Source organism: Exiguobacterium sp. TNDT2 (assembly GCF_003331145.1).
Taxonomy (GTDB): domain Bacteria; phylum Bacillota; class Bacilli; order Exiguobacteriales; family Exiguobacteriaceae; genus Exiguobacterium.
This window is the reverse complement of sequence record NZ_QLVE01000002.1, coordinates 148,331-169,165: the sequence shown is the minus strand read 5'-3', so window position 1 is coordinate 169,165 and position 20,835 is coordinate 148,331. Positions and strand designations below refer to the sequence as shown.

Genomic DNA, 20,835 nt, shown 5'->3' with positions numbered 1-20,835 from the left:
TAATTGACGTGACAGTTTATTGAAGAAACGAGAGTCACAATTCGACGCGCTCTAACCCGTCTTCCCCGAACTTGCGATCGAGTTGGTCATGGCGATACGTCGAGGCGAGGACGTATAACAAGTCGCCTGGCTCGATTTTCGTCTGGCCCGTCGGCGGGATGAGATAGTCTTGACGGACAATCGCATTCACGACCGTGTTCGGTGGCAAGGTGATATCGGCGAGCGTTTTTCCAATCATTGATGATTCTTCGGTCGCCACGTAAGGGACGAGCTGATGTTGCGATTGCTTGCTCGAGACGAGTGCGATCGTATAGGGCGATCGAATTTTATCCGGTCCGAGCAAATCGAGTTTTGCCGCGAGCGGTGTCAATGTCGTTCCTTGAATCAAGGCACTCGTCACGACGACGAAGAAGACGGTGTTGAAAATCAATTGGGCGTTGTCGATGCCTGCGATGAGCGGGAACGTAGCGAGGACAATCGGCACGGCGCCTTTCAGTCCGGCCCACGAGATAAACAGTTTTTCTTTGTGGGTAAACTGCATCTTGATTGTCGATAAATAGACGGCAATCGGCCGGGCGATGAACATCAGGATGAACGAAATCAATAACCCTTTCCAGATGAGCTCCGGGTCGAGCAACTGTCTCGGGAAGACGAGCAGGCCGAGAATGACGAACATGATGATTTGCATAATCCAAGCGAGTGCCTCTGAGAATTGGACGATGGTCACTTCGTGGGCTGTATGCGCATTCCCGACAATCATCGCGGCGAGATAGACGGCGAGCAGTCCGCTACCGGCGAAGTATGCGGCGACGCCATACGTCATGAACGCCATCGAAATCATGAGGACGGCGTGCAAACCACTCGACTCGAGGCGCAAGTGGTTGAGCATGAGTCGGGACAAGTTCCCGAGCATGTAACCGACGAACGCCCCGACGAGGAGTTGGAGGGTAAACATCCAAACACCGTCCCAAATCGTCGTGTCGGGTTTTAACATGAAATCGAGGGCGAGAATCGTCAAGAACATCGCCATCGGGTCATTCGTGCCGGACTCGGCTTCGAGTGTCGCGCCGACTTTCGGCGAGATATTCTTTCCTTTAAAGGCGGCGAAGACGGCAGCCGCATCGGTTGAACCGATGATTGCGCCGAATAGGAAAGATTCAATCCAGTCGAAGCCAAATACGAAACGAACGGCCACGGCGATAAGTCCGGTCGTCAACAAGACGCCAATTGTGGCGAGTGAAGCGGACGGGGCGAGGACGCTCCGGATCGACGACCATTTCGTCTGCAATCCACCTTCGAACAAAATGACGACAAGTGCGGCGACGCCGATCATTTGAGCGAGATCGGTATCATCGAAGAAAATCAGACCGGTGATATCGCTGCCCATCAGCATACCGATACCCATAAACAGGATCAAGGCAGGCAAGCCGAAACGAGTCGATACGCGTGTGGCCAACACGCCGGCGACAAGGAGCAACCCGAACAACAAAATTAAGACATCCGTACTTAAAATCGAACCATTCAAACACATCACTTCCTTTTAGAAATTAATCACATTTCGCTATATTATTAAGTTCATTATACCATGAAACCGTTATGAATTAAGAAATAACGCATCATAAATTATGCGCATTGGAATAATCGGATATCGATGTGGTACAGTAAGGGCATCAAAAAGGGGGATTCACATGGCTAAAATTCACGTGCTCCATGAAAACAACGAATGGACCGATCACCTCGTGAAACGACTCGAGGAATTATCACTGCCGTATGAGCTGTGGCATCTTGACCAAGGGACGATTGATCTCATGGCAGAGCCGCCGGAAGGTGTGTTTTATAACCGGATGAGCGCCTCGTCACACACGCGAGGGCATCGCTATGCGCCGGAATTGACGGAAGGGGTGCTTGCTTGGCTCGAAGCGAACGGACGAACGGTCTTCAATGGGACACGGGCGATTCGGCTCGAAGTGAGCAAGGTCAATCAATATACGGCGCTCCGCCAAGAGGGAATTCGAGTGCCGAAGACGATTGCGGCCGTCGGGAAAGCCCAAATCATCGAGGCGGCCGAGAAGCTCGGGATGACGCCGTTCATCACGAAACACAACCGGGCCGGTAAAGGGCTCGGTGTCCAACTGTTCCATTCGATCGATGCGTTGAAGGCATACGTGAACGGACCGACGTTCGAGGAATCGATTGACGGGATTACGCTCATCCAACAATATATCGAGGCACCGAAACCGTTCATCACACGCTGTGAGTTCATCGGGGGCAAGTTCGTTTACGCGGTACGAGTCGATACGTCAGACGGCTTCGAACTCTGCCCGGCCGACGCCTGCTCGATTGAAGGCCAGTTTTGCCCGGTCGGCGAGACGCCGCCGGCGAAGTTCGAAATCGTCGCCGGTTTCGACGACCCGATTATCAAGCAGCTAGAGGCGTTTCTGAAGAACAATCAAATTGCCGTTGCCGGAATTGAAATCATCGAAGACGAGGACGGGAACGTGTACGCGTATGACGTCAACACGAACACGAACTATAATTCGGACGCCGAAGCGAAAGCAGGGCAGTATGGCATGCTCGAACTGGCGACGTTCCTTGGGGACGCCTTGGCGGTCACGATAAAATAAAGACAGAAGAAAGGGTCAGGCTTTTGCCTGACCCTTTCGCTGTGTATGTTGTAATTGCTGTTCAAATCGAAGTTGGACTAGTTCTGCCGTCGGTGCCATTCGTTCGATGAACGAATTTAAATGCTTCGCAGTGTCTCGATTTGATTCCTTGAACACGCGCATCGTTGTTCACCTCATTGATCATTGATATGTTGCTTCTACAACAACGATTCCCGAGGCTCGGACGACGTAAACCTCGTTTACCCGAGGAATGTGCCCAGTTCTTCTTTTGGAAGGATGTTCCCGACATAAAAGTCGCCGAATTCGCCATATTTGGCACTGACTTCATCAAAACGCATCTCATAGACGATCTTCTTGAACTGGAGCGAGTCTTCTGCAAACAAGGTGACGCCCCACTCCCAACCGTCAAAACCGGTCGAGCCGCCGATGAACTGTTGAATCTTGCCGGCGTAGCTGCGGCCGATCATGCTGTGGCGATACATGAGGTCTTTACGCTCATCCATCGATAACGAGTACCAGTTGTCCCCATCGCGACGAGCCTTGCTCATCGGGTAGAAGCAGATGTGAGCCGCTTTCGGGAGTGTCGGATAGAGACGGGCCCGGATGTGAGGATTCTCGTACGGGTCACCGTCTCCTGAACCACGGTACATGCCGAGTTCGATGACTGACACGTATGAATAGCTTGGAATCATGTAATCGTATAGTTTCGTCTTCCGAAGAGCGAGTTCGACTTGTTCGAGCTCTTTGAACGTCGGACGAAGGACCATCAAGACGACGTCCGCCTTTTGGCCAAGAATGGAATAGAAGGCGTGGCTTCCTTCACCGCGTCTCTCGACATCTTCGAGTGAGCCGAGGAAGGCGACGAACTCGTCAATCATCTCTTGACGGGTGGTTGGGTCGACTGCTTTTAAACGAGTCCAATCGATTGTGCGAAAATCATGGAGCGTATACCAACCGTCTAACGTGGCGGCCGCGTGTTGCGTATCGGTTGTCGGTGTTGGTGCTGGACGTTCTGACATAAAAAAACTCCTTTCGAGACTAGGCTTCGCTGACTATTTTACCATATACGAATCACCGTCTGGCAAATTTGACGCTGTTGTGAGGGTAGTCACACTTCGAGCTGGGTAAAGAGGTAAAGAGCAGGTTTTATGAAAACGGCTTCACAACAGCCTGTACCAGTCGATAAGTCTAAACTGTTCTATCTATATAATGATTGATTTCAAGCGATTTATGACGAATTGGGCAGAATAGTTTATTTTAAAAAACGTACTGTGTATAATAAAACTCGCATATGGACGAGAGCGTCCGAGAGAGAAAAAATCCGATTTCTTCTAATCGAAAAGGAGTTCATTCACTATGAAACTATTTGACACGTTGAAACAAAAAGTCAGCCCGATTCGCCCGACCATCGTCTTCCCAGAAGGAATCGATGAGCGCGTCCTCGGTGCCGCTGTTCGTTTGAAGAATGATGGCATGGTCGAACCGATCGTCATCGGACCAAAAGTGGAGATTGAGGCGGTCGCTACGAAGCACGGCTTTGACATCTCAGGTTTGACGCAATACGACCCAGCGACGTATGAAGACATCGATACACTCGTCGAGTCGTTCGTTGAGCGCCGTAAAGGCAAAGCGACACCGGAACAGGCACGTGAATTGTTGTCGTCAGACGTGAACTACTTCGGTACGATGCTCGTCCACACAGGGAAAGCAGAAGGTCTCGTCTCAGGTGCGATGCATGCGACTGCCGATACGGTCCGTCCGGCCCTTCAAATCATCAAGATGCAAACAGGCATCAAAAAGACGTCAGGTGTCTTCATCATGGTACGTGACGACGAGCAGTACGTCTTCTCGGACTGCGCGATCAACATCGCACCAGACGCGGCTGACCTCGCCGAGAACGCCTATTTGTCAGCATTGACAGCGAAGACGTTCGGCATCGAGCCGCAAGTGGCGCTTCTCAGCTTCTCGACAAAAGGCTCAGCGAAATCACCAGAGACAGAAAAAGTCATCGAAGCGACACGTCTCGCCAAAGAGAAGGCACCGAACCTTCCGATTGACGGCGAACTTCAATTCGATGCGGCGTTCGTCCCGAGCGTGGCGGCGAAGAAAGCACCAGGCTCTGAAGTAGCCGGAAATGCGAACGTCTTCGTCTTCCCAAGCCTCGAAGCCGGAAACATCGGCTATAAGATGGTTCAACGTTTCGGCGGATTCGAAGCAATCGGACCGATCCTTCAAGGTCTCAACAAGCCAGTCAACGACTTGTCGCGTGGCTGTAACGAAGAGGACGTCTATAAATTGACGCTCATCACAGCGGCACAAGCGATCGACGAGCGCAACGAAGCGTAAGTCAAAAGCATCCTTCCTGAGCGGAGGATGCTTTTTTGTTCGACCATTGTAAATGATTTGAGGAATGGGGGGAAAGAAAGCCGAGATTGTGATGAAAACACGTCAATCAATTGGAGTTTCTCTAATTGAAAACTGAGGTAAACTAGTAAGGGATAATATATAGAGGAGGAACCACTATGCAAAGTATCCATGCAACCGAATTACGTGAAAAACTTGAGAACGGCGAATCACTCCACATCATCGACGTCCGCGAACAAGACGAGTACGATGCGGGCCACATTCCGCACGTACCGCTCTATCCGCTGTCTGAATTCCCTGGCGTCACGGACAAGCTCGCGAAAGACAACGTCTATTACATTATCTGCCGCTCAGGCGGCCGCAGTCAGACGGCAGGTGACTACTTGGAGTCGGAAGGCTACAAGGTCGTCAACGTCGAGGGCGGTATGCTCGCTTGGGACGGCGATATCGAAGCGTAATGCTCGACAATCCATGGGTCGTCATCCCGCTGTTGATCGCGCTCTACTTGACCGTCTACACGTTCGTCAAACGAGTCGATGGGGACAAGTGGCGGCTCGTCTGGGCCGTCTGGATCATCGTCATCGTCATGATGTTGACGATTCGACTCGTCCAAAGTGTATAGAAAAACGAGTGAAGCCCGCACAGGCTTCACTCGTTTTTAGTTATCGCGCTTATCAAATGTGATCGAGGCGATCGCATCGTGTTGGTGAATCGACTCTTCGTTGCGGCATTCGACGAAGAAATTGACGACTTGTTTCATTTCGTACAAGTCAGCCGCGATTAAGCGGACCATGTCTTCAACGAAACGCGGGTTCTCGTACGCAATTTCTGTCGCACGTTTCTCGTCCGGACGTTTGAGGACAGGGTGAAGCGGGGCCGATGCGTTCGACTCGGCCGCCTCAAGAAGTGCGAGACGCCAGTCGAAACCGTCGAGCGATGCTTCATCGAGACCGGCTTCAATCGTGATGTAGCCGCGTTGGTTGTGGGCGCTGTACTCGCTGATTTCTTTCGAGCATGGGCAGAGCGTCGTCACGTTGATGACGAGACCGACCGTCACGCTCGCCATACCAGTCTCTAAGTTATACGTCACGTTGTGCATGACGTCCGCGTTCATAAGACCGCTGAGACCTGTGGCCGGGGCTTTGCGGCTAAAGAACCATGGGTAACGGACCGTCAATTGACCTTCCGTCTGTTCCATGCGTTCAGCGAGTTCTTGCGCGAACTCGATGAGCGAGCGGTTCGATAACGTCCAGCCTTGTGTGTGGTACGCGTCGAGCTGTTCTGTCAGACGCGACATGTTGATGCCTTTACGGTCTTGGACGAGCGATGTCGTCAACTCGAACGTGGCGACCGTCGCTTGAATGCCGTCTGGCGTCTCGATGTTGACCGGATGTTTGACGTTTGAGATACCGACGCTGTCGAGCGCGAACAAGAAGTTTTTTGGTGTGTTTTGTAAATCGACCATTTTATCTTTTTCAGTTGGCTTCGTGCCTTTGATCGGCGGGACCGAACCGAATAATTTATGTCGTTCTGCTTTAGTAGGTAAAGCGACATGGCTTGTAGACATAATCGGATTCTCCTTTTTTGAGAGGGCAAATGACTGCCACTCGTTCTTGTTAGGATTTTATCACGAAATGTACATCGACCGGGTACCATTTTGCTCTTTGAACGTGCTTTGAACGTGCTCACAAATAAAAAAACTTCAGCAATTGAAGAAAAGAAGATTGATTTCAATCTAAATGGGGAATAAAATGTTCCTGTGAACTTAAAAAATAGATCACTATTAAATATGAAGGAACACAACAGAAAAAGGGGATGTTTTAATGGATTGGCAGTTAATCCTGCAGTACGCCTGGATTATCGTCGTACTCGTCGGTCTTGAAGGGCTACTTTCTGCAGACAACGCGCTCGTCTTGGCGGTCATGGTCAAGCACTTACCGCGGACAGAGCAGAAGAAGGCACTATTTTACGGATTACTTGGAGCGTTCGTTTTCCGCTTCATCGCTTTGTTCTTGATCTCATTCTTGATTAACGTCTGGCAAGTTCAGGCGCTCGGTGCGCTTTACTTGATCGGAATGAGTGCACGACATCTGTATATGACCTATAAGGCCCGTAAGATGGAGCCGAAACAAGACCTCGCCGCTGAGGCGAAAGAAGAGACGGCCATCACGGAGAAGCCGGTCACGAAGAAAGAGTTCTGGTGGACGGTTGCTAAAGTCGAGTTCGCCGATATTGCCTTCGCGGTCGATTCGATTCTCGCAGCGGTCGCGCTCGCGGTCAGCTTGCCGCCACTCGGTCTCGGTGAGATCGGCGGCATCGACTCAGGTCAGTTCTTCGTCGTCTTGACTGGTGGACTCATCGGGGTCATCTTGATGCGTTTCGCTGCGCGTATTTTCGTCAAGTTGTTACATCAACGCCCATCACTTGAGACAGCTGCTTTCATCATCGTCGGCTGGGTCGGTGTGAAGTTGACGGTGCTCGTCCTTGAACACCCTGGCTTCAAGAAATTGATTGCCGGCACACCGTTCGAATTCATGGGTCTTCCGGACGGATTCGTTCACTCGACGGCATGGACATTGTTCTTCTGGTCGGTCATGGTCGGCATCGCGGTATGGGGTTGGTTCTCTTCAAAACCGACAGCCGCCGTCAAACATTAAAAAAATGGTCTCTCGCACAAAGGCGAGAGACCATTTTTCATGCTGTCACGTCCTGTTTCTCGTAAATCGGCACCCAGCCCTCCGTCGTCACAAAGATGCGGACGGCGACGACTTTACGATCGTCCTGGAGTGTGAAATAGTGACGTGTGTTCACCGGGACCGAAATGAGGTCGCCCGGGTTGAGTTCGATATTGAAATAGCCACGCTCGGCGTCGTCGATGGCGAAGATGCCGTGGCCACTGACGATGAAGCGGACCTCGTCGTCCGTATGGTGGTGCTCTTTTTGGAAGTTGACGAGCAGTTCGTCCAAGTTCGGCGTCGCCTCCGACAACGAGATGACGTCTGCCGTCTCGTAGCCGCGGCGCTCCGATACGTCGCGAATCTCGTCACGGAACGTCGACAAGATTGCTTGTTTGTCCTCGTCCGTCAACTGATAGTTCTCTTGCAGGTTTTCCGGGAGCTTCGTGATGTCCCACTGCTCGTACAAAATACCGCGCGACTCTAAAAAGGCACTCACTTCAGTTTGATTGACGTAACGTTCTTCGGTTTGTTGGAAATAGACAGTTGCCATGGTTGGTTCCTCCTTATGAATGGACGCCTAGGGCGCGTAGTTTTAACGTATAGCTGAACAAGAACTCGTAAGCCTCTAAATAGCGTTTGGCCGCGGCCGGGGTCTCGCCCCAGACGGTGATGCCGTGATTGCGGATGAGGACGGCGCCGGCGTTTGCCTGGATATGAGGGGCGAAGGCGGCCGCGAGCGTCGGAATGTCCGCATGGTTCTCGATAATCGGTACGCGGACGACCGCATCCTCGTCCCAGTAGCCGAGCGCCTTGATAATCTCTTGGCCGGTGAAGACGACTTCGCCGGTAGCGGCATGTAGCTCGGAGATGACGTTATTGTCGACCGTATGGACGTGGAGCGAACATGTCGCGTCCGTCCGATTGAACACTTCGACGTGAAGTAGCGTCTCGGCGGATGGTTTTCCCGTTTGTTCTCCAATCAAGCGTCCGGCCGCGTCGACGTGAACAAAGTCGTCCGGCGTTCGTTTCCGTTTATCGCGTCCACTCGCCGTGACGAGAAATTCGAGCGGGTCATCGGACACGCGAATCGCCAAATTCCCACTCGTTCCGGGGAACCAGTCGCGGGCGGCGAGTTCGTCTTTAATGTCGGCCAGTTCGAGCCAACGTGCCGCAAGATTCATACGGACACCTCCTTCAAATGATGGGTGATGTCGTCGAACGTCTCGAACGGGGCGTAACGGATGCCTGCCGACTCACAGAGCGTGATGAGTTGACCTCGGGCATAGACAAAGTCGGCACGCTTCGCGACCTCGAAATCGGTCACCGAGTCGCCGATGACGATCAAGCGATTGGCGGGATCGACAAGGCGACGAGCGAGCGTCGGCTTGCAACAGCCGCAATCGTTCGTACAGTGCTCGTCGCAAGCGTGCGGCCACGTCACACCTACCGTCTCATCAGAGAAGTCGGCGACGTTACAGTAGATGTGCTCGGGAGCGACGTAGCTTTCCAAAATTGGATGGACGAAAAAGTCCATCCCGCCGCTGACGACGTCAAACTTCCAGCCGTGGGCCCGAACTTGTTCTAAAAATGACGAGAACCCTTGACGGAGCGTGATCCGCTTCAACAAATAATCACGGTAAGCCGGGGCATCTGCGCTCGGCAATAGTTGAAACATTTGACCGACGCCGGAGCGAATCGAGATCCGTTGTTCGAGGACCGCATCTTTCAACTCGACCCAAGCGGGCGGGGCGAACGCCTTCATCAGCGCGATAATATTGTCTTCCGCCGTGATCGTCCCGTCGAAGTCGCACAGGATATGGACCGTCATCGTGACGCCCACGCCTTTAACGCGGTATCGAGCTCGTCCGTCTGTCCATCGGTTAGGCCGAGAACATTAGCAATGGCTTGTCGGAACGCACGGGCCCCGGCGGCTGCGCCATCCGGGTGTCCGTGAATGCCGCCGCCGGCGTTGATGACGACATCGGTCCCGAAATCACGGATGATATCGGCGACGAGTCCTGGATGAATCCCGGCTGACGGGACCGGTAAAATCGGTTTCGACCAATGCGGTTCGGCGCTCAAATCACGAATCGCGAACGCCTCGTCCCGCGGTGTCGCGAGTGAGCCGTACGGTGACGGGAAGAGCGTCAAATCGGCCCCGGCGAGACGTGGGAGTTTACCGAGTAAGAGCGAATGACTAATTGACCCGGTCAAGGCGCCGGCAAAGGCCGGGTGGGCCAAAATCGGCACGCGGATGTCTGGGTCGTTCGCAAGTTCGCGCAGTGCGTCAAGACCGTACGTATAGACGTTGAACAGGAGCGCCGTCGCACCGGCATCGATCAGCCGGAGCGCCTGGTCACGCAGACCGAACACAGGGCCGCTCAGCGTGATGGCGTAGAGAACACGTTTCCCAGTTGCCTCGAAGTGGGCTTGAATGACGTCCGCTCCAATCCGGGCCCGTTCGAGCGACGGAGTAAGCGGGTTGTCGTATAAAATCTCGTCGTCTTTGACGATATCGATGCCACCGGCGAACTGATCGCGGAGTTGCTGCTCAAGAAACGCGAGGTCACGGCCGATGACGCCTTTGAAGATGCTCATGACGAGCGGACGATCATGGACACCGAGCAACTCGCGAACCCCGTCGACGCCGAACTTGGCGCCTTTGAAATGAGAGGCGAACGTCTCGGGTAACGTCAAATCGATTAACCGAATCGAATCGTCGAGAGACAGTTTCCCGAACGTCGTCGTCAAGATAGATGAAAATTCAGGGCTGACGTTATGTAACGGATAGCGGATAGTGAAGCGGCTCGTCGCCCCCGTATGTGTGGTCGACACGACCTCCCCTCGGTACGCCTGTAACTGCTCTTGCTCTAGATGAGGCAGCTCCGTCCATGTGCCGACGGTCAGCTCGAGGGCGATTTTGTCGGCGACGGTCGCGACCGCGTCCGTCCGTTTGATTTCATATGTGACAATGATACTCATATGGTTCCTCCTTCCAGGCAAACAAAAAATAACCCCATGCCGAGGCAAGAGGTCATCATAAAAAATGAACTCTTATCTCTCAGCTTTCGCTGCAAGAATTAGCACCGTGCCATCTCTGGTCGGTTGCTGCGACATCATCGGGCTCGTCCCTCCGTCTGCTCTTGATAAGAATGTGATTTGAAGTTGTGAAATTTAATTGAATTTTTGCACAGAATCGTCACGTCGTCAATTCCTTTTTTTCCAAAAAAATTATTTCGGGAAGTTGTTTCTATATATGCACAAAAAAAGATGGGTTTGCATGGAAAAAATGACGTTGACAATTATGACATCAAGTCCGTAATATTCATCACATAAGTTCACCGAATCGAATAACACACTCTTATCGCGAGTTGGCAGAGGGAATTGGCCCGATGACGCCGCAGCAACCGACCACTAGGCACGGTGCTACATCCACCAGACGTATGTCTGACAGATGAGAGGAACAACCAGTTTGGCTGTGCCTCTTTCTCGCGGAGAAAGGGGCTTTTTTTGTGGGCAACGTACAGGAAGGGGAAAACATCATGTCATATCAACCATTTACAGAACAGACCGTCGTCGAGCATGTGAAAACGTTGGGGTTAATCGAAGACGGAGGCATCACGCATTGCGAGGAGATTGGAGACGGCAATTTGAACCTCGTTTTCCGCATACGACAAGGCGAAACGAGTCTCATCGTCAAACAGGCGCTCCCGTATGCGAAAGTCGTCGGCGAAAGTTGGCCGCTCACACTTGAACGGGCGTGGATCGAGCAGTTGGCGTTGCGCGAATTCGCCAACGTCGTCCCTCGTTTCGTGCCAGTCGTGCTTGGCAGTGACCGCACGCTCGCCTACACGATTTTAGAGGACCTGTCAGATTTTGAGATTGTTCGGACAGGCTATTTGGAAGGGAAAACGTATCCTGAACTCGCCCGTCATGTCGGTGAGTTTTTAGGCGAGACGCTGTTCGCGACGTCGGATTACGCGGCAGGACCAATCACGAAGAAGCGGATTGAACGTGACTATTACAATCCAGAACTGTGTGACATCACCGAGAAGCTCATCTTCACCGACCCGTTCAAAGACGCGGAGTCGAACAACATCGAGGTGGCGCTTCGAGAAGATGTCGAACGCCTTTGGCAAGACCAAGCGCTCAAGGTCGAGGTGACGAAACTGAAAGTCGGTTTTGTCACGAAACATGAGGCACTCCTGCATGGAGACCTACATACAGGTAGCATCTTCGCGACCCAACAAGAAACGAAGATCATCGATCCAGAATTTGCATTTTACGGACCGTTTGGCTTCGATCTAGGCCAAATCATCGCCCATTTAACGTTGTCGACGTTCCATGACCCGCTCAAGCGCTTCGAGCGTTTCACAGACGTCTTGACGGTATGGGAGACGTTTGAGAAGACGTTCCGGGCCAACTTTGAGCGCGCTGTCGAGCCGTTCAACACGATTGGTTTTGTCGACGAATTGTTGCGGACAATCTTCAGTGACACGATCGGCTACGCCGGTTGCGAGCTCATTCGTCGTACCGTCGGACTCGCCGGTGTCGCCGATCTCGAGACGTTGCCGGAAGCGACGCGGCTCGAACGAAAACGTGACGCGCTCGCCCTCGGGACGGCGCTCATTAAAGAACGCCACAGCGTCGAATCGATTGACGACTTGGTGACGCTTTTGTCGGGGGTGCGTATATGACGGTCCAAAACATCCGCTTTAATTCGCAAACGGACGAACTCATCGTATTGGATCAGACGTTGTTACCGCATGAAGAGCGTTACGTGACGATCGAGACGCTTGAACAAGCCGAACATGCCATCGAGACGCTCCAAGTCCGTGGCGCCCCGGCCATCGCTTATTTCGGGGCGTTTGTCCTCGCCAAACAGGCGGGACGGTTAGTTGACGATCCGGACTTCACGCGTCGGCTCGACCTCGTCGGACGCCGCTTGATCGCGACCCGGCCGACGGCGGTCAATCTGCAAAACGTAATCGAGTCGCTCCTTGATTTGAATGTCGGGGACGACTTTGAGGCGATTGCCGAGGAAATCAAACGCCGCGCCATCGCGTTGTACGACCGGGACATCGATACGTATCGGGCCATCGGCGAGCATGCACTGACGGTGTTGCCGGCCGGGGGGAACGTGTTGACGATCTGCAACGCCGGTGCCATCGCGACATCGCGTTATGGCACGGCGCTCGCACCGTTTTATGTCGGAAAAGAACGCGGCGTATCCTTCAACGTCTTCGCCTGTGAGACGCGACCGCTCCTGCAAGGGGCACGCCTCACCGTCTGGGAGCTCGATCGGGCCGATATCGACGTGACGCTCATCACGGACAATATGGCGGCTTGGACGATTCAATCGAAACGAGTCAACGCCATCATCGTCGGAGCCGACCGCATCACACGGACGGGTCACGTCGCCAATAAGATTGGGACGTTGCAGCTCGCCATCCTCGCCAAGCATTACGGCATTCCGTTCTACGTCGCGGCGCCGCATTCGACGTTCGATTTGACGGCGGACGACACGATTGAAATCGAGGAGCGCAACCCGTCAGAAGTCACACATATCGGTGGTCACCCGACGGCGCCCGTCGGCATCACCGTCTTCAATCCGGCGTTCGACGTCACGACGCCCGACCTCATCACCGGACTTATCACCGAGGCGGGTGTGTTCGCACCGACAGAGGCCGCCATCACACACCATGTAGGGGGAACGATTCATGTCTAAAAAACTATTGATTTTGTTATTCACATTCGTCTTGGCGCTCGTCGGTTGCACGAACGAGCAAGCGGCTCCATCGAAGCCGGCCGAGAAGACGGCAGAGACGAAACCCGTCTCGGTCTCGAACGGGACGTTGCCGAAAGAGATCGACGTCGCCCTCATCATGCAGATGTCGATCGGGACGTTCTCGTCGCAGTATATTAACGGGGTGACGGAACAAGTCGAATCGTTCGGCGGCAACGTGAAAGTGTATAACGCCGACAACGACCTGTCGAAGATGGCAAGCTACGTCGATACGGCGACGACACAAGGGGTCGACGTCATCTTGATTGACCATGGCCGCGCCGATGCATTGAAAGAACCCGTCCAACGCGCGCTCGACAAAGGCATCAAAGTCGTCGCGTTCGACAACGATTTGACGAACGAAGGGGTGACCGTCATCGACCAGGACGACTATTCGCTCGCCTGGCGTTCGCTCAAGGCACTCGCCGAAGATTTAGACGGCGAAGGCAAAATCGTCACGATTTGGGTCGGGGGATTCACGCCGATGGAACGACGCCACACGATTTATGATGCATTCTTAAAACGCTACCCAGGCATCACGGAAGTCGCCAAGTTCGGTTCGGCGACGAACAATACGGCGCTCGATACACAGAGTCAGATGGAAGCGATTTTGAAGAAGTATCCGGAAGGCGAGATTGATGCCGTATTCGCGATGTGGGACGAGTTCGCCAAAGGAGCGAGCCGTGCCATCAAACAAGCCGGACGCGATGAGATCGCCGTCTATGGCATCGATTTGAGTGACGAAGACCTGCAACTCATGCAAGAGGACGGCAGCCCGTGGAAAGTGACGGCGGCGACCGACCCGGCTGAAATCGGACGAATCCAAGTCCGTTACGCGTATCAAAAACTAGCGGGTGAAGAGACGCCGTCGATTCATTCGGTCGATCCGTATCTCGTCGATCGTGACGTCTTGCCGGACGAGAAAGTGACGATGGACGACCTCGGCCAATACGTCCCGAACTGGGGCGCTTCAGACGCGGCCTGGTCGGACTGGATGAAAGGGACGGACTGATGTTACGGCTCGAACGTGTCACGAAACGATATGGCGATGTCACCGTGCTCGACGATGTCAGCTTCACGCTCCGCCGTGGCGAGATTCATGGCTTGCTCGGATTGAACGGGGCCGGAAAGAGCACGCTCGTGAAGCTGTTGAGTGGCGCCATCATCCCGACATCCGGGACGGTCGAGCTCGACGAGACGGCGGTCACACTCACACCGGCCGAGGCGATTCGCCGCGGGGTCATCACGGTGTCGCAAGAAGTCGATGACGCCCTCTATCTCGATTTACCGATTTATGAGAACGTCGTGCCGTGGCAGGGGGTCGAACGGATTCGGCCTCGTGAGCTAAAACAGCGAGCGGCTACTTACTTGGAACGCGTCGGGCTAGAGATTGACGTGACCGAACCGGTCGGCCGTTTCCCGCTCAGCGTCAAACAACGTGTCTTGATTGCGCGGGCACTCGCGAGTGATGCGGCCTACCTCTTGCTCGACGAACCGACGGCCGCCTTGTCGACGGATGATGCGGCGGCACTGCTCACGTTACTACAGTCGCTCGCAGAAGAAGGCGTCGGCATTCTTCTCATCACGCACCGGTCAGACGAACTGTCGCGCGTCACCACGACGACGACGTTCCTCCGGGATGGGCGCATCGCTTACGAAGGGCCGTTTCAGACGTTGTCAGAACCGGATATCCATACGTATTTGAGCGGATCCGACATGGCAGAAGCGGTAGAGAAAGCCGTTCCTAAAACCGAGACCCGGATTCAGGCGGAGCTCACGTTACCGACGTTCGGGACGAGGCTGTCGTTCACGGCGTATAAAGGCGAAGTCGTCGGCATCGGCGGTGTCACCGGGAGCGGGAAGACGGAGTTGATCGAGGCACTATTTGGTCTCTCCGGTGTCGAACAGCAAGTGACGTTGGACGGGAAACCAATCAAGATTCGCGAACCGCGTCAGGCGGTCCGGTCCGGATTCGCCCTCGTACCGGAAGAACGCCGGAAACAGGGGCTTTTCCTCGACGATTCGATTGAACGGAACGTCCTCGCGATTGAAGGGAAGGCGAACGCGGTCACGCGCATCTTGGCCTCGCTGCGCGTGAAATACGACCAGGTCGGGCAACCGGTCCGAGAGCTGAGCGGGGGGAATCAACAAAAAGTCGTCCTCAGCAAATGGCTCCTCGAGGACCGGGACGTCTATCTGCTCGACGAACCGACGAAAGGCGTCGACGTGACGGCGAAACGGGATATTTATGAACTCGTCACCCGTCTCGCCAAAGACGGGAAGACGGTCATCTTCACCTCGAGTGAACCGCATGAACTAGAATTGATCGCCAACCGGACGCTTTGGCTCGACCGTGGCCGTTGGCAACAGAAAGGAGGCGTCTAACATGGCCCAACTCGTCATCAAACAACGCACGAAACGCTTCAGCGGCATCGGTCAATACGGGACGTTGTTCGCGATTCTCGCACTCATCGCCGTCTTCGGTGTGACGAACGACCAGTTTTTGACGTATGCGAACTTCAGCGACATCATCAAGTCCGTATCAATCGTTTCCTTGCTCGCCCTCGGGGTCACGTTCTCGCTCATCGTCGGCGGGTTCGACTTGTCGGTCGGCTCGACGGCGAGCCTCGCAACGATTGGGGCGGCTTCGAGCCTCGTGTTACATAGCCAAGAACTGCTCGTCGCTCTTCTCGTCCCGATTGCCCTCGGCGTGCTCGTCGGGCTGTTGAACGCGCTCGTGACGATCAAGTTCCGGTTGCCGGATTTGCTCGCGACGCTCGCCATCATGTACGTCATCAACGGGGTCCAATTGACGTATACGAAAGGATTCTCGATTTATGACAACATGCCAATTGAAGGGGGAACGGCACCGGGACGTTTTATCCCGTCGTTCCTTTTCATCGGCCAAGGTTCGATCGGTCCTGTCCCGTTCGTCGCCATCTTGATGATTCTCTTCTTCGCCGGAGCCCATCTATTTTTGACGTATTCGAAGACGGGACGCGAGTTTTATTACGTCGGCTCGAACGTCGAGGCGGCTCGCCGCTCCGGTATCGCCGTCACGCGGATCAAACTGTACGCGTATGTGTTGAGTGGTCTGTTCGCAGCCATCGGCGGCATCATTTTGGCGTCACGCATCGGCACGGGACAAGTATCGGCCGGAGCACCGCTCCTCATGGACGCGGTCGCGGCCGCCTATATCGGCTACGCCGTCTTCGGGACCGGGCGACCGAACGTCGTCGGTACGTTGATCGGTGCCATCTTGATTGGGATTTTGCTGAACGGACTGACAATGTGGGACGTGCCATATTACGCACAAGACATCGTCAAAGGCACAATTTTGATTGCGGCGCTCGGCTTGTCATACATCCAAAAGAAGCAGCTCACATAGGAAAAGTCCTCAGAACGGTTGGTTCTGAGGACTTTCTTGACGTTCCATTTGGATGAAAGTGAACGTGCTCCCGTTTGTCGCTTGTTGGAACGAACCGGTCTGCGTGAACCCGCACGACTCATAGACACGGATTGCCCGCACGTTGAAGGCGGCGACGGACAAGGTGATGCGATGAGGTGAGTACGTCGTTTTGACGAAGTCGAGAATCGATGTGACGAACGTCCGTCCGCTCCCGTTCCCGGTCAAATCGGGCTTCATGCCGAGCCCGATATCGACCGTCTCGGCATCCGCTTGCGCGACGCTCACGAAGCCGACCAATTCCTCGTCTGAGGTGATGGCGAACACCGACTGTCCGCGCTGTTCGGCGTCTAAAAATTCGGCCAAATCGTCCTGATCGGCCTCCATATTGTAAAACGCATAATCGCCTTCGTAATGCCACGTGTAGGCGATCGTTTCCGCCTGTGGCTGGGTCAGGACAGCGAATTGATGGGTCATTTGAATTTCCTCGTTTCACGAGCAGGATGTAGTGCTACACTCATCATAGCACCACCAACTTGGAAAATGAGGTGATCACATGGGAATCAAGCTAGATATGATTGGCATCGTCGTCGAAGACATGAAACGGGCGCTCGATTTTTACCGTTTGCTCGGCCTATCAATCCCGGAAGCGATGGATGGGGAAGCGCACGTCGAAATCGATGACGGCGGTGTCCGGCTCGCTTTCGATACGGTCGAAGTGGCGGAGTCGGTGTATGGGGAATGGAAACCGGCGACGGGGCACCGGGTCGAACTCGCCTTCTTATGTGACAGTCGAAATGAGCTGGATGCGCGTTATGAGGCAATCGTCGAGCACGGCTATGCCTCGCATCGGGAACCGTGGGATGCGTTCTGGGGGCAACGTTACGCCATCGTCATCGATCCGGATGGAAACCTCATCAGTCTGTTCGCAGCATGACAAAACCCTCGCCGGATTCGGCGAGGGTTTATTCGTCTCGTGTCTCGCCCCACGAGCAGAGCGCCTTCATCGCCGGTTGCAGGCTGAGTGCGTCTTCGGTGAGCGAGTATTCGACGTGAAGCTGTTTCTCGGTCGAGTAGTCGATGCGGCGGACCATGCCGAGTTGTTCGAGTTCACGGAGTTGGTCGGTCAACACTTTACGGCTGACGTCAGGGATGGCGCGCTGAATCTCCGAGAAGCGGCGCGGGCCGTTCTCGAGCGTACAGTACACTTGAGGCCGCCATTTACCGCCGATGATGTCGAGCGCCTTATTGACGGGGAACGGGGTCGTCATGTTCAATTCGCCTCGCTTTCGGGTAGTTACTTGAATGTGCGTACTTTTTTTATTGCTTCGATGAAGGTATCGTATCGTTATCCATCAAATTGAGCAAACAAAAAGGAGCGGATGACAGTGACATATCCACGTACATTCTCACATATCGGGCTATCGGTCCCGAGTGTGACCGAAGCAGTTAAATTTTATGAGGACGTGATGGGCTGGTACACCATCATGCAACCATCGGACGTCGTCGAGGACGACTCGCCGATCGGTGTCATGTGCTCGGACGTATTCGGACCGGGCTGGGGCAGCTTCAGAATCGCCCACATGTCGACGGGTGATAAGATTGGCATCGAGCTGTTCGAGTTCCCGAACAATGAGTTGCCGGAGAATAATTTCGAGTTTTGGAAGACGGGTATTTTCCACTATTGTGTTCAAGACCCGGACATCGAAGGGCTCGTTGAGAAAATCGTCGCCCATGGCGGGAAACAACGGATGCCAATCCGGGAATATTACCCGGGCGATAAACCGTACCGGATGGTGTATTGTGAAGACCCGTTCGGCAACCTCGTCGAAATCTACTCGCATTCCTATGAACTGACGTATTCGGAAGGAGCGTATTGAGCATGAAGGCTTGGCTACTTGATCAACCTGGATTAGAACATCTATACATCGGTGAGGTGGAGCGGCCGACACCAGATGCGGGCGAACTGCTCATCAAAGTCGAAGCGGTCGCGTTGAACCCGGTCGACTATAAAGTCGGCACGAACGGCAACCCGAACTGGTCGTACCCACACATTCTCGGCGTCGACCTCGTCGGGGAAGTCGTCGAAGTCGGTTCGAGCATCGCCAATATCATTACCGGTTCACGTGTCGCCGTCCATACGAGCCTTGGAAACAACGGCGGCTTCGCCGAGTATGCGGTGGTCGATGCGCGTGCTTGCGCCGTCGTTCCGCCGGAAGTGAGCGACGAGGCCGCTGCGGCCATCCTCTGTGCCGGCATGACAGCGTATGAGGCTATCATGCAGAAGTTGAACACGCGCGACAAAGAGACGATTCTCGTCCACGCCGGAGCGGGCGGGGTCGGTGGTTACGCAATTCAACTCGCCAAAAAACTTGGGCTTAAAGTGTTCACGACCGCATCGCCGGAAAACTTTGACTGGGTCACATCTCTCGGTGCCGATGTCGCCATCGACTACAACGTCGAGGACGTGACGGAGAAAATCATGGAAGAGACAGACGGCCGTGGGGTCGACTTGATTTTGAACACGGTCGGACGCGATGTGGCGACGGCCGACCTCGACCGGCTCGCATTCAGTGGACAGCTCGCTTATATCGCCGGTCCACCTGACATGTCGAACATGAAAGGGTTCACGTTGTCGCCGTCGATTCATGAAGTCGCCCTCGGTGCGGCCCATGCGAGTGAGAACGAGCGGGCCATCCGTAACTTGTCGTATATGGCCGAAGAGATGATGAAGCTGCTCGAGGCGGGCGAGTTGAACGACCTCGTCACGGACGTCTTGCCGTTTGAACGGTTAAAAGATGGCTTGGAACAGCTACAAACACGCAAAGCGCGCGGCAAATTAATCGTCCGTATGCGCGACTAACTGATGGCCTCCTGTCTGTAGACAGGGGGCTTCTTGTGGAGGGGATGACATGGATTTACGCACATCGTATCAACAGACGTCACATCAACTGAGCGGCCACGGGAAACGAACCGTCGGCGTGTTGCAACAGGCGTTCGCCGAGGTCGACCCGAATCAGGCGAGCGACCATTACGGGACGGGTGAGGTCATCGCGCGCTTCGAGCAAAAGCTGGCACAAGAACTCGGCATGGAGGATGCGATTTTCTTTCCGAGCGGCACGATGGCGCAGCAGATTGCGTTACGGATTTGGGCAGACGAGACCGAAAATCGAAGCGTCGCCTATCATCTGCTCTGTCACTTGGAGATTCACGAACAGGACGGGTTGAAGGAGTTGCATCACCTCGAACCGATTTTGCTTGGAGACGACAAGCGGTTGATGACGCTCGACGAAGTGAAGGCGTTACCGGACGTCGCTTGCCTGTTGATCGAGTTGCCGCAACGGGAACTCGGGGGCTATTTGCCGCCGTTCACCGAGCTTGAGACAATCAGTCAGTATTGCCGGGAGCGGGGGATTCGGTTGCATCTTGACGGAGCACGCCTCCTCGAGATGCTCCCATATTATGAGAAGACAGCGGAGGAAATATGTGCGTTGTTCGATAGCGTCTACGTCTCATTCTATAAAGGCATCGGCGGAATCGCCGGTGCCATCTTAGCGGGACCGAAACTGTTCTGTGCCGAGGCGAGAGTATGGAAACGTCGGTACGGCGGCGATTTGATTGGACTATATCCGTACATCATCTCGGCCGACTATTACTATGAGCTGCGGAAAGACAAGATGGGGACGTACTACGAACAAGCCAAAGCTCTAGCACATCGCTTCAATGCGCTCGACGGGGTGTGGACGACACCGGACGTCCCGGTGACGAATATGTTCCACCTCCATCTTGAAGGAGACGTGGAGGAAGTCGCGGCACGGATTCAATCCGTTCAAGACGCGACCGGAATCGGCATCACGGGCTATCTCGTACTCCATGACGGCTATTGTTCGACCGAAATCAGTGTAGGGGATGCGTTTGAGGCGATTGATGCACCTCAACTCAATCGACTATTCGAACAATTAGAGCGATGAGGAATTC

General features: G+C 54.2%; 23 protein-coding genes and 2 riboswitches. Of the genes, 14 read left to right on the top strand and 9 right to left on the bottom strand.

All coding sequences use genetic code 11. The features are described 5' to 3' along the window. Positions 1-34: 34 nt before the first annotated feature. Entirely contained in the window at positions 35-1,531 is a 1,497-nt protein-coding gene (locus DPV68_RS02515) for a potassium/proton antiporter (RefSeq protein WP_114165263.1), read from the bottom strand. A 157-nt stretch (positions 1,532-1,688) separates the two neighbouring features. On the opposite strand from DPV68_RS02515, the gene DPV68_RS02510 reads away from it, so the two are divergent. Beyond that, positions 1,689-2,624 carry an ATP-grasp domain-containing protein gene (locus DPV68_RS02510; RefSeq protein WP_114165262.1) on the top strand — a complete coding sequence of 312 codons (936 nt, stop codon included), beginning with the start codon at positions 1,689-1,691 and terminating at the stop codon, positions 2,622-2,624. Between the two features lie 239 nt (positions 2,625-2,863). On the opposite strand, the gene hemQ is transcribed toward DPV68_RS02510, so the two are convergent. Beyond that, positions 2,864-3,643, bottom strand: a complete 780-nt coding sequence (hemQ, locus tag DPV68_RS02505) for a hydrogen peroxide-dependent heme synthase (protein WP_114165261.1) — start codon at positions 3,641-3,643, stop codon at positions 2,864-2,866. 337 nt (positions 3,644-3,980) lie between these two features. On the opposite strand from hemQ, the gene pta reads away from it, so the two are divergent. The 3 genes from pta to DPV68_RS14935 all read left to right on the top strand — a co-directional run bounded on the left by pta (position 3,981) and on the right by DPV68_RS14935 (position 5,610). Beyond that, positions 3,981-4,970, top strand: a complete 990-nt coding sequence (pta, locus tag DPV68_RS02500; RefSeq protein ID WP_114165260.1) for a phosphate acetyltransferase — start codon at positions 3,981-3,983, stop codon at positions 4,968-4,970. Between the two features lie 176 nt (positions 4,971-5,146). After that, entirely contained in the window at positions 5,147-5,446 is a 300-nt protein-coding gene (locus DPV68_RS02495) for a rhodanese-like domain-containing protein (protein ID WP_114165259.1), read from the top strand. After that, entirely contained in the window at positions 5,446-5,610 is a 165-nt protein-coding gene (locus DPV68_RS14935) for a hypothetical protein (protein WP_198662222.1), read from the top strand. The genes DPV68_RS02495 and DPV68_RS14935 overlap by 1 nt, the downstream gene beginning before the upstream one ends. Before the next feature lie 36 nt (positions 5,611-5,646). On the opposite strand, the gene folE2 is transcribed toward DPV68_RS14935, so the two are convergent. After that, on the bottom strand, positions 5,647-6,555 hold the full coding sequence (gene folE2 / locus DPV68_RS02490) for a GTP cyclohydrolase FolE2 (RefSeq protein WP_021066012.1): 909 nt from the start codon (positions 6,553-6,555) through the stop codon (positions 5,647-5,649). 256 nt (positions 6,556-6,811) lie between these two features. Between folE2 and DPV68_RS02485 the strand changes: the two genes are divergently transcribed. Further along, the gene (locus DPV68_RS02485; RefSeq protein ID WP_114165258.1) at positions 6,812-7,645 is read left to right on the top strand and encodes a TerC family protein; all 834 of its coding nucleotides are present in this window, start codon (positions 6,812-6,814) and stop codon (positions 7,643-7,645) included. Between the two features lie 37 nt (positions 7,646-7,682). Here DPV68_RS02485 and DPV68_RS02480 read toward each other — a convergent pair whose 3' ends face one another. The 4 genes from DPV68_RS02480 to DPV68_RS02465 are packed head-to-tail and all read right to left on the bottom strand — an operon-like array spanning position 7,683 to position 10,648. Beyond that, positions 7,683-8,216: a 1,2-dihydroxy-3-keto-5-methylthiopentene dioxygenase gene (locus tag DPV68_RS02480; RefSeq protein ID WP_114165257.1), complete on the bottom strand. Its 534-nt coding sequence runs from the start codon at positions 8,214-8,216 to the stop codon at positions 7,683-7,685. 13 nt (positions 8,217-8,229) lie between these two features. Next, complete coding sequence (locus tag DPV68_RS02475; RefSeq protein WP_114165256.1) at positions 8,230-8,847, bottom strand: methylthioribulose 1-phosphate dehydratase; 618 nt, start codon at positions 8,845-8,847, stop codon at positions 8,230-8,232. Beyond that, entirely contained in the window at positions 8,844-9,494 is a 651-nt protein-coding gene (locus tag DPV68_RS02470) for a 2-hydroxy-3-keto-5-methylthiopentenyl-1-phosphate phosphatase (RefSeq protein ID WP_114165255.1), read from the bottom strand. The genes DPV68_RS02475 and DPV68_RS02470 overlap by 4 nt, the downstream gene beginning before the upstream one ends. Further along, positions 9,491-10,648: a 2,3-diketo-5-methylthiopentyl-1-phosphate enolase gene (locus tag DPV68_RS02465; protein WP_114165254.1), complete on the bottom strand. Its 1,158-nt coding sequence runs from the start codon at positions 10,646-10,648 to the stop codon at positions 9,491-9,493. The genes DPV68_RS02470 and DPV68_RS02465 overlap by 4 nt, the downstream gene beginning before the upstream one ends. Before the next feature lie 69 nt (positions 10,649-10,717). Further along, positions 10,718-10,819, bottom strand: a riboswitch (SAM riboswitch). Between the two features lie 205 nt (positions 10,820-11,024). Further along, positions 11,025-11,127, top strand: a riboswitch (SAM riboswitch). Between the two features lie 81 nt (positions 11,128-11,208). Here DPV68_RS02465 and mtnK point away from each other — a divergent pair. The 5 genes from mtnK to DPV68_RS02440 are packed head-to-tail and all read left to right on the top strand — an operon-like array spanning position 11,209 to position 16,839. Next, on the top strand, positions 11,209-12,363 hold the full coding sequence (gene mtnK, locus DPV68_RS02460; RefSeq protein ID WP_114165253.1) for an S-methyl-5-thioribose kinase: 1,155 nt from the start codon (positions 11,209-11,211) through the stop codon (positions 12,361-12,363). Beyond that, a complete protein-coding gene (gene mtnA / locus DPV68_RS02455) occupies positions 12,360-13,394 on the top strand; it encodes an S-methyl-5-thioribose-1-phosphate isomerase (protein ID WP_114165252.1) in 1,035 nt (344 codons plus the stop codon). Before mtnK ends, mtnA begins: the two co-directional genes overlap by 4 nt. Beyond that, positions 13,387-14,463: a sugar ABC transporter substrate-binding protein gene (locus DPV68_RS02450; protein ID WP_114165251.1), complete on the top strand. Its 1,077-nt coding sequence runs from the start codon at positions 13,387-13,389 to the stop codon at positions 14,461-14,463. The genes mtnA and DPV68_RS02450 overlap by 8 nt, the downstream gene beginning before the upstream one ends. After that, a complete protein-coding gene (locus DPV68_RS02445; protein WP_114165250.1) occupies positions 14,463-15,836 on the top strand; it encodes a sugar ABC transporter ATP-binding protein in 1,374 nt (457 codons plus the stop codon). The genes DPV68_RS02450 and DPV68_RS02445 overlap by 1 nt, the downstream gene beginning before the upstream one ends. Position 15,837: 1 nt before the next feature. Further along, positions 15,838-16,839, top strand: a complete 1,002-nt coding sequence (locus DPV68_RS02440; protein ID WP_114165249.1) for an ABC transporter permease — start codon at positions 15,838-15,840, stop codon at positions 16,837-16,839. Between the two features lie 9 nt (positions 16,840-16,848). On the opposite strand, the gene DPV68_RS02435 is transcribed toward DPV68_RS02440, so the two are convergent. Next, entirely contained in the window at positions 16,849-17,334 is a 486-nt protein-coding gene (locus DPV68_RS02435; RefSeq protein WP_114165248.1) for a GNAT family N-acetyltransferase, read from the bottom strand. Positions 17,335-17,413: 79 nt separating this feature from the next. Between DPV68_RS02435 and DPV68_RS02430 the strand changes: the two genes are divergently transcribed. After that, on the top strand, positions 17,414-17,794 hold the full coding sequence (locus tag DPV68_RS02430) for a VOC family protein (protein WP_114165247.1): 381 nt from the start codon (positions 17,414-17,416) through the stop codon (positions 17,792-17,794). A gap of 28 nt (positions 17,795-17,822) precedes the next feature. On the opposite strand, the gene DPV68_RS02425 is transcribed toward DPV68_RS02430, so the two are convergent. Then, positions 17,823-18,128 (bottom strand): winged helix-turn-helix transcriptional regulator, encoded by a 306-nt coding sequence (locus DPV68_RS02425; RefSeq protein WP_114165246.1) that lies wholly within the window; start codon positions 18,126-18,128, stop codon positions 17,823-17,825. Positions 18,129-18,245: 117 nt separating this feature from the next. Here DPV68_RS02425 and DPV68_RS02420 point away from each other — a divergent pair, with 117 nt between their 5' ends. From DPV68_RS02420 to DPV68_RS02410, 3 genes are read left to right on the top strand one after another with little or no spacing between them, the layout of a single operon-like run. Next, positions 18,246-18,737, top strand: coding sequence for a lactoylglutathione lyase family protein (locus DPV68_RS02420; RefSeq protein ID WP_114165245.1), 492 nt, complete (start codon positions 18,246-18,248; stop codon positions 18,735-18,737). A gap of 2 nt (positions 18,738-18,739) precedes the next feature. After that, positions 18,740-19,720, top strand: coding sequence for a zinc-binding dehydrogenase (locus DPV68_RS02415; protein WP_114165244.1), 981 nt, complete (start codon positions 18,740-18,742; stop codon positions 19,718-19,720). A 49-nt stretch (positions 19,721-19,769) separates the two neighbouring features. Continuing rightward, positions 19,770-20,828 (top strand): threonine aldolase family protein, encoded by a 1,059-nt coding sequence (locus tag DPV68_RS02410; protein ID WP_114165243.1) that lies wholly within the window; start codon positions 19,770-19,772, stop codon positions 20,826-20,828. The last annotated feature ends 7 nt before the right edge of the window (positions 20,829-20,835 follow it).

Coding starts and splice junctions, on each gene's coding strand:
- DPV68_RS02515 (WP_114165263.1), bottom strand. CDS start 1,531: ATGTGTTTGAATGGTTCGATTTTAAGTACGGATGTCTTAATTTTGTTG.
- DPV68_RS02510 (WP_114165262.1), top strand. CDS start 1,689: ATGGCTAAAATTCACGTGCTCCATGAAAACAACGAATGGACCGATCAC.
- hemQ (WP_114165261.1), bottom strand. CDS start 3,643: ATGTCAGAACGTCCAGCACCAACACCGACAACCGATACGCAACACGCG.
- pta (WP_114165260.1), top strand. CDS start 3,981: ATGAAACTATTTGACACGTTGAAACAAAAAGTCAGCCCGATTCGCCCG.
- DPV68_RS02495 (WP_114165259.1), top strand. CDS start 5,147: ATGCAAAGTATCCATGCAACCGAATTACGTGAAAAACTTGAGAACGGC.
- DPV68_RS14935 (WP_198662222.1), top strand. CDS start 5,446: ATGCTCGACAATCCATGGGTCGTCATCCCGCTGTTGATCGCGCTCTAC.
- folE2 (WP_021066012.1), bottom strand. CDS start 6,555: ATGTCTACAAGCCATGTCGCTTTACCTACTAAAGCAGAACGACATAAA.
- DPV68_RS02485 (WP_114165258.1), top strand. CDS start 6,812: ATGGATTGGCAGTTAATCCTGCAGTACGCCTGGATTATCGTCGTACTC.
- DPV68_RS02480 (WP_114165257.1), bottom strand. CDS start 8,216: ATGGCAACTGTCTATTTCCAACAAACCGAAGAACGTTACGTCAATCAA.
- DPV68_RS02475 (WP_114165256.1), bottom strand. CDS start 8,847: ATGAATCTTGCGGCACGTTGGCTCGAACTGGCCGACATTAAAGACGAA.
- DPV68_RS02470 (WP_114165255.1), bottom strand. CDS start 9,494: ATGACGGTCCATATCCTGTGCGACTTCGACGGGACGATCACGGCGGAA.
- DPV68_RS02465 (WP_114165254.1), bottom strand. CDS start 10,648: ATGAGTATCATTGTCACATATGAAATCAAACGGACGGACGCGGTCGCG.
- mtnK (WP_114165253.1), top strand. CDS start 11,209: ATGTCATATCAACCATTTACAGAACAGACCGTCGTCGAGCATGTGAAA.
- mtnA (WP_114165252.1), top strand. CDS start 12,360: ATGACGGTCCAAAACATCCGCTTTAATTCGCAAACGGACGAACTCATC.
- DPV68_RS02450 (WP_114165251.1), top strand. CDS start 13,387: ATGTCTAAAAAACTATTGATTTTGTTATTCACATTCGTCTTGGCGCTC.
- DPV68_RS02445 (WP_114165250.1), top strand. CDS start 14,463: ATGTTACGGCTCGAACGTGTCACGAAACGATATGGCGATGTCACCGTG.
- DPV68_RS02440 (WP_114165249.1), top strand. CDS start 15,838: ATGGCCCAACTCGTCATCAAACAACGCACGAAACGCTTCAGCGGCATC.
- DPV68_RS02435 (WP_114165248.1), bottom strand. CDS start 17,334: ATGACCCATCAATTCGCTGTCCTGACCCAGCCACAGGCGGAAACGATC.
- DPV68_RS02430 (WP_114165247.1), top strand. CDS start 17,414: ATGGGAATCAAGCTAGATATGATTGGCATCGTCGTCGAAGACATGAAA.
- DPV68_RS02425 (WP_114165246.1), bottom strand. CDS start 18,128: ATGACGACCCCGTTCCCCGTCAATAAGGCGCTCGACATCATCGGCGGT.
- DPV68_RS02415 (WP_114165244.1), top strand. CDS start 18,740: ATGAAGGCTTGGCTACTTGATCAACCTGGATTAGAACATCTATACATC.
- DPV68_RS02410 (WP_114165243.1), top strand. CDS start 19,770: ATGGATTTACGCACATCGTATCAACAGACGTCACATCAACTGAGCGGC.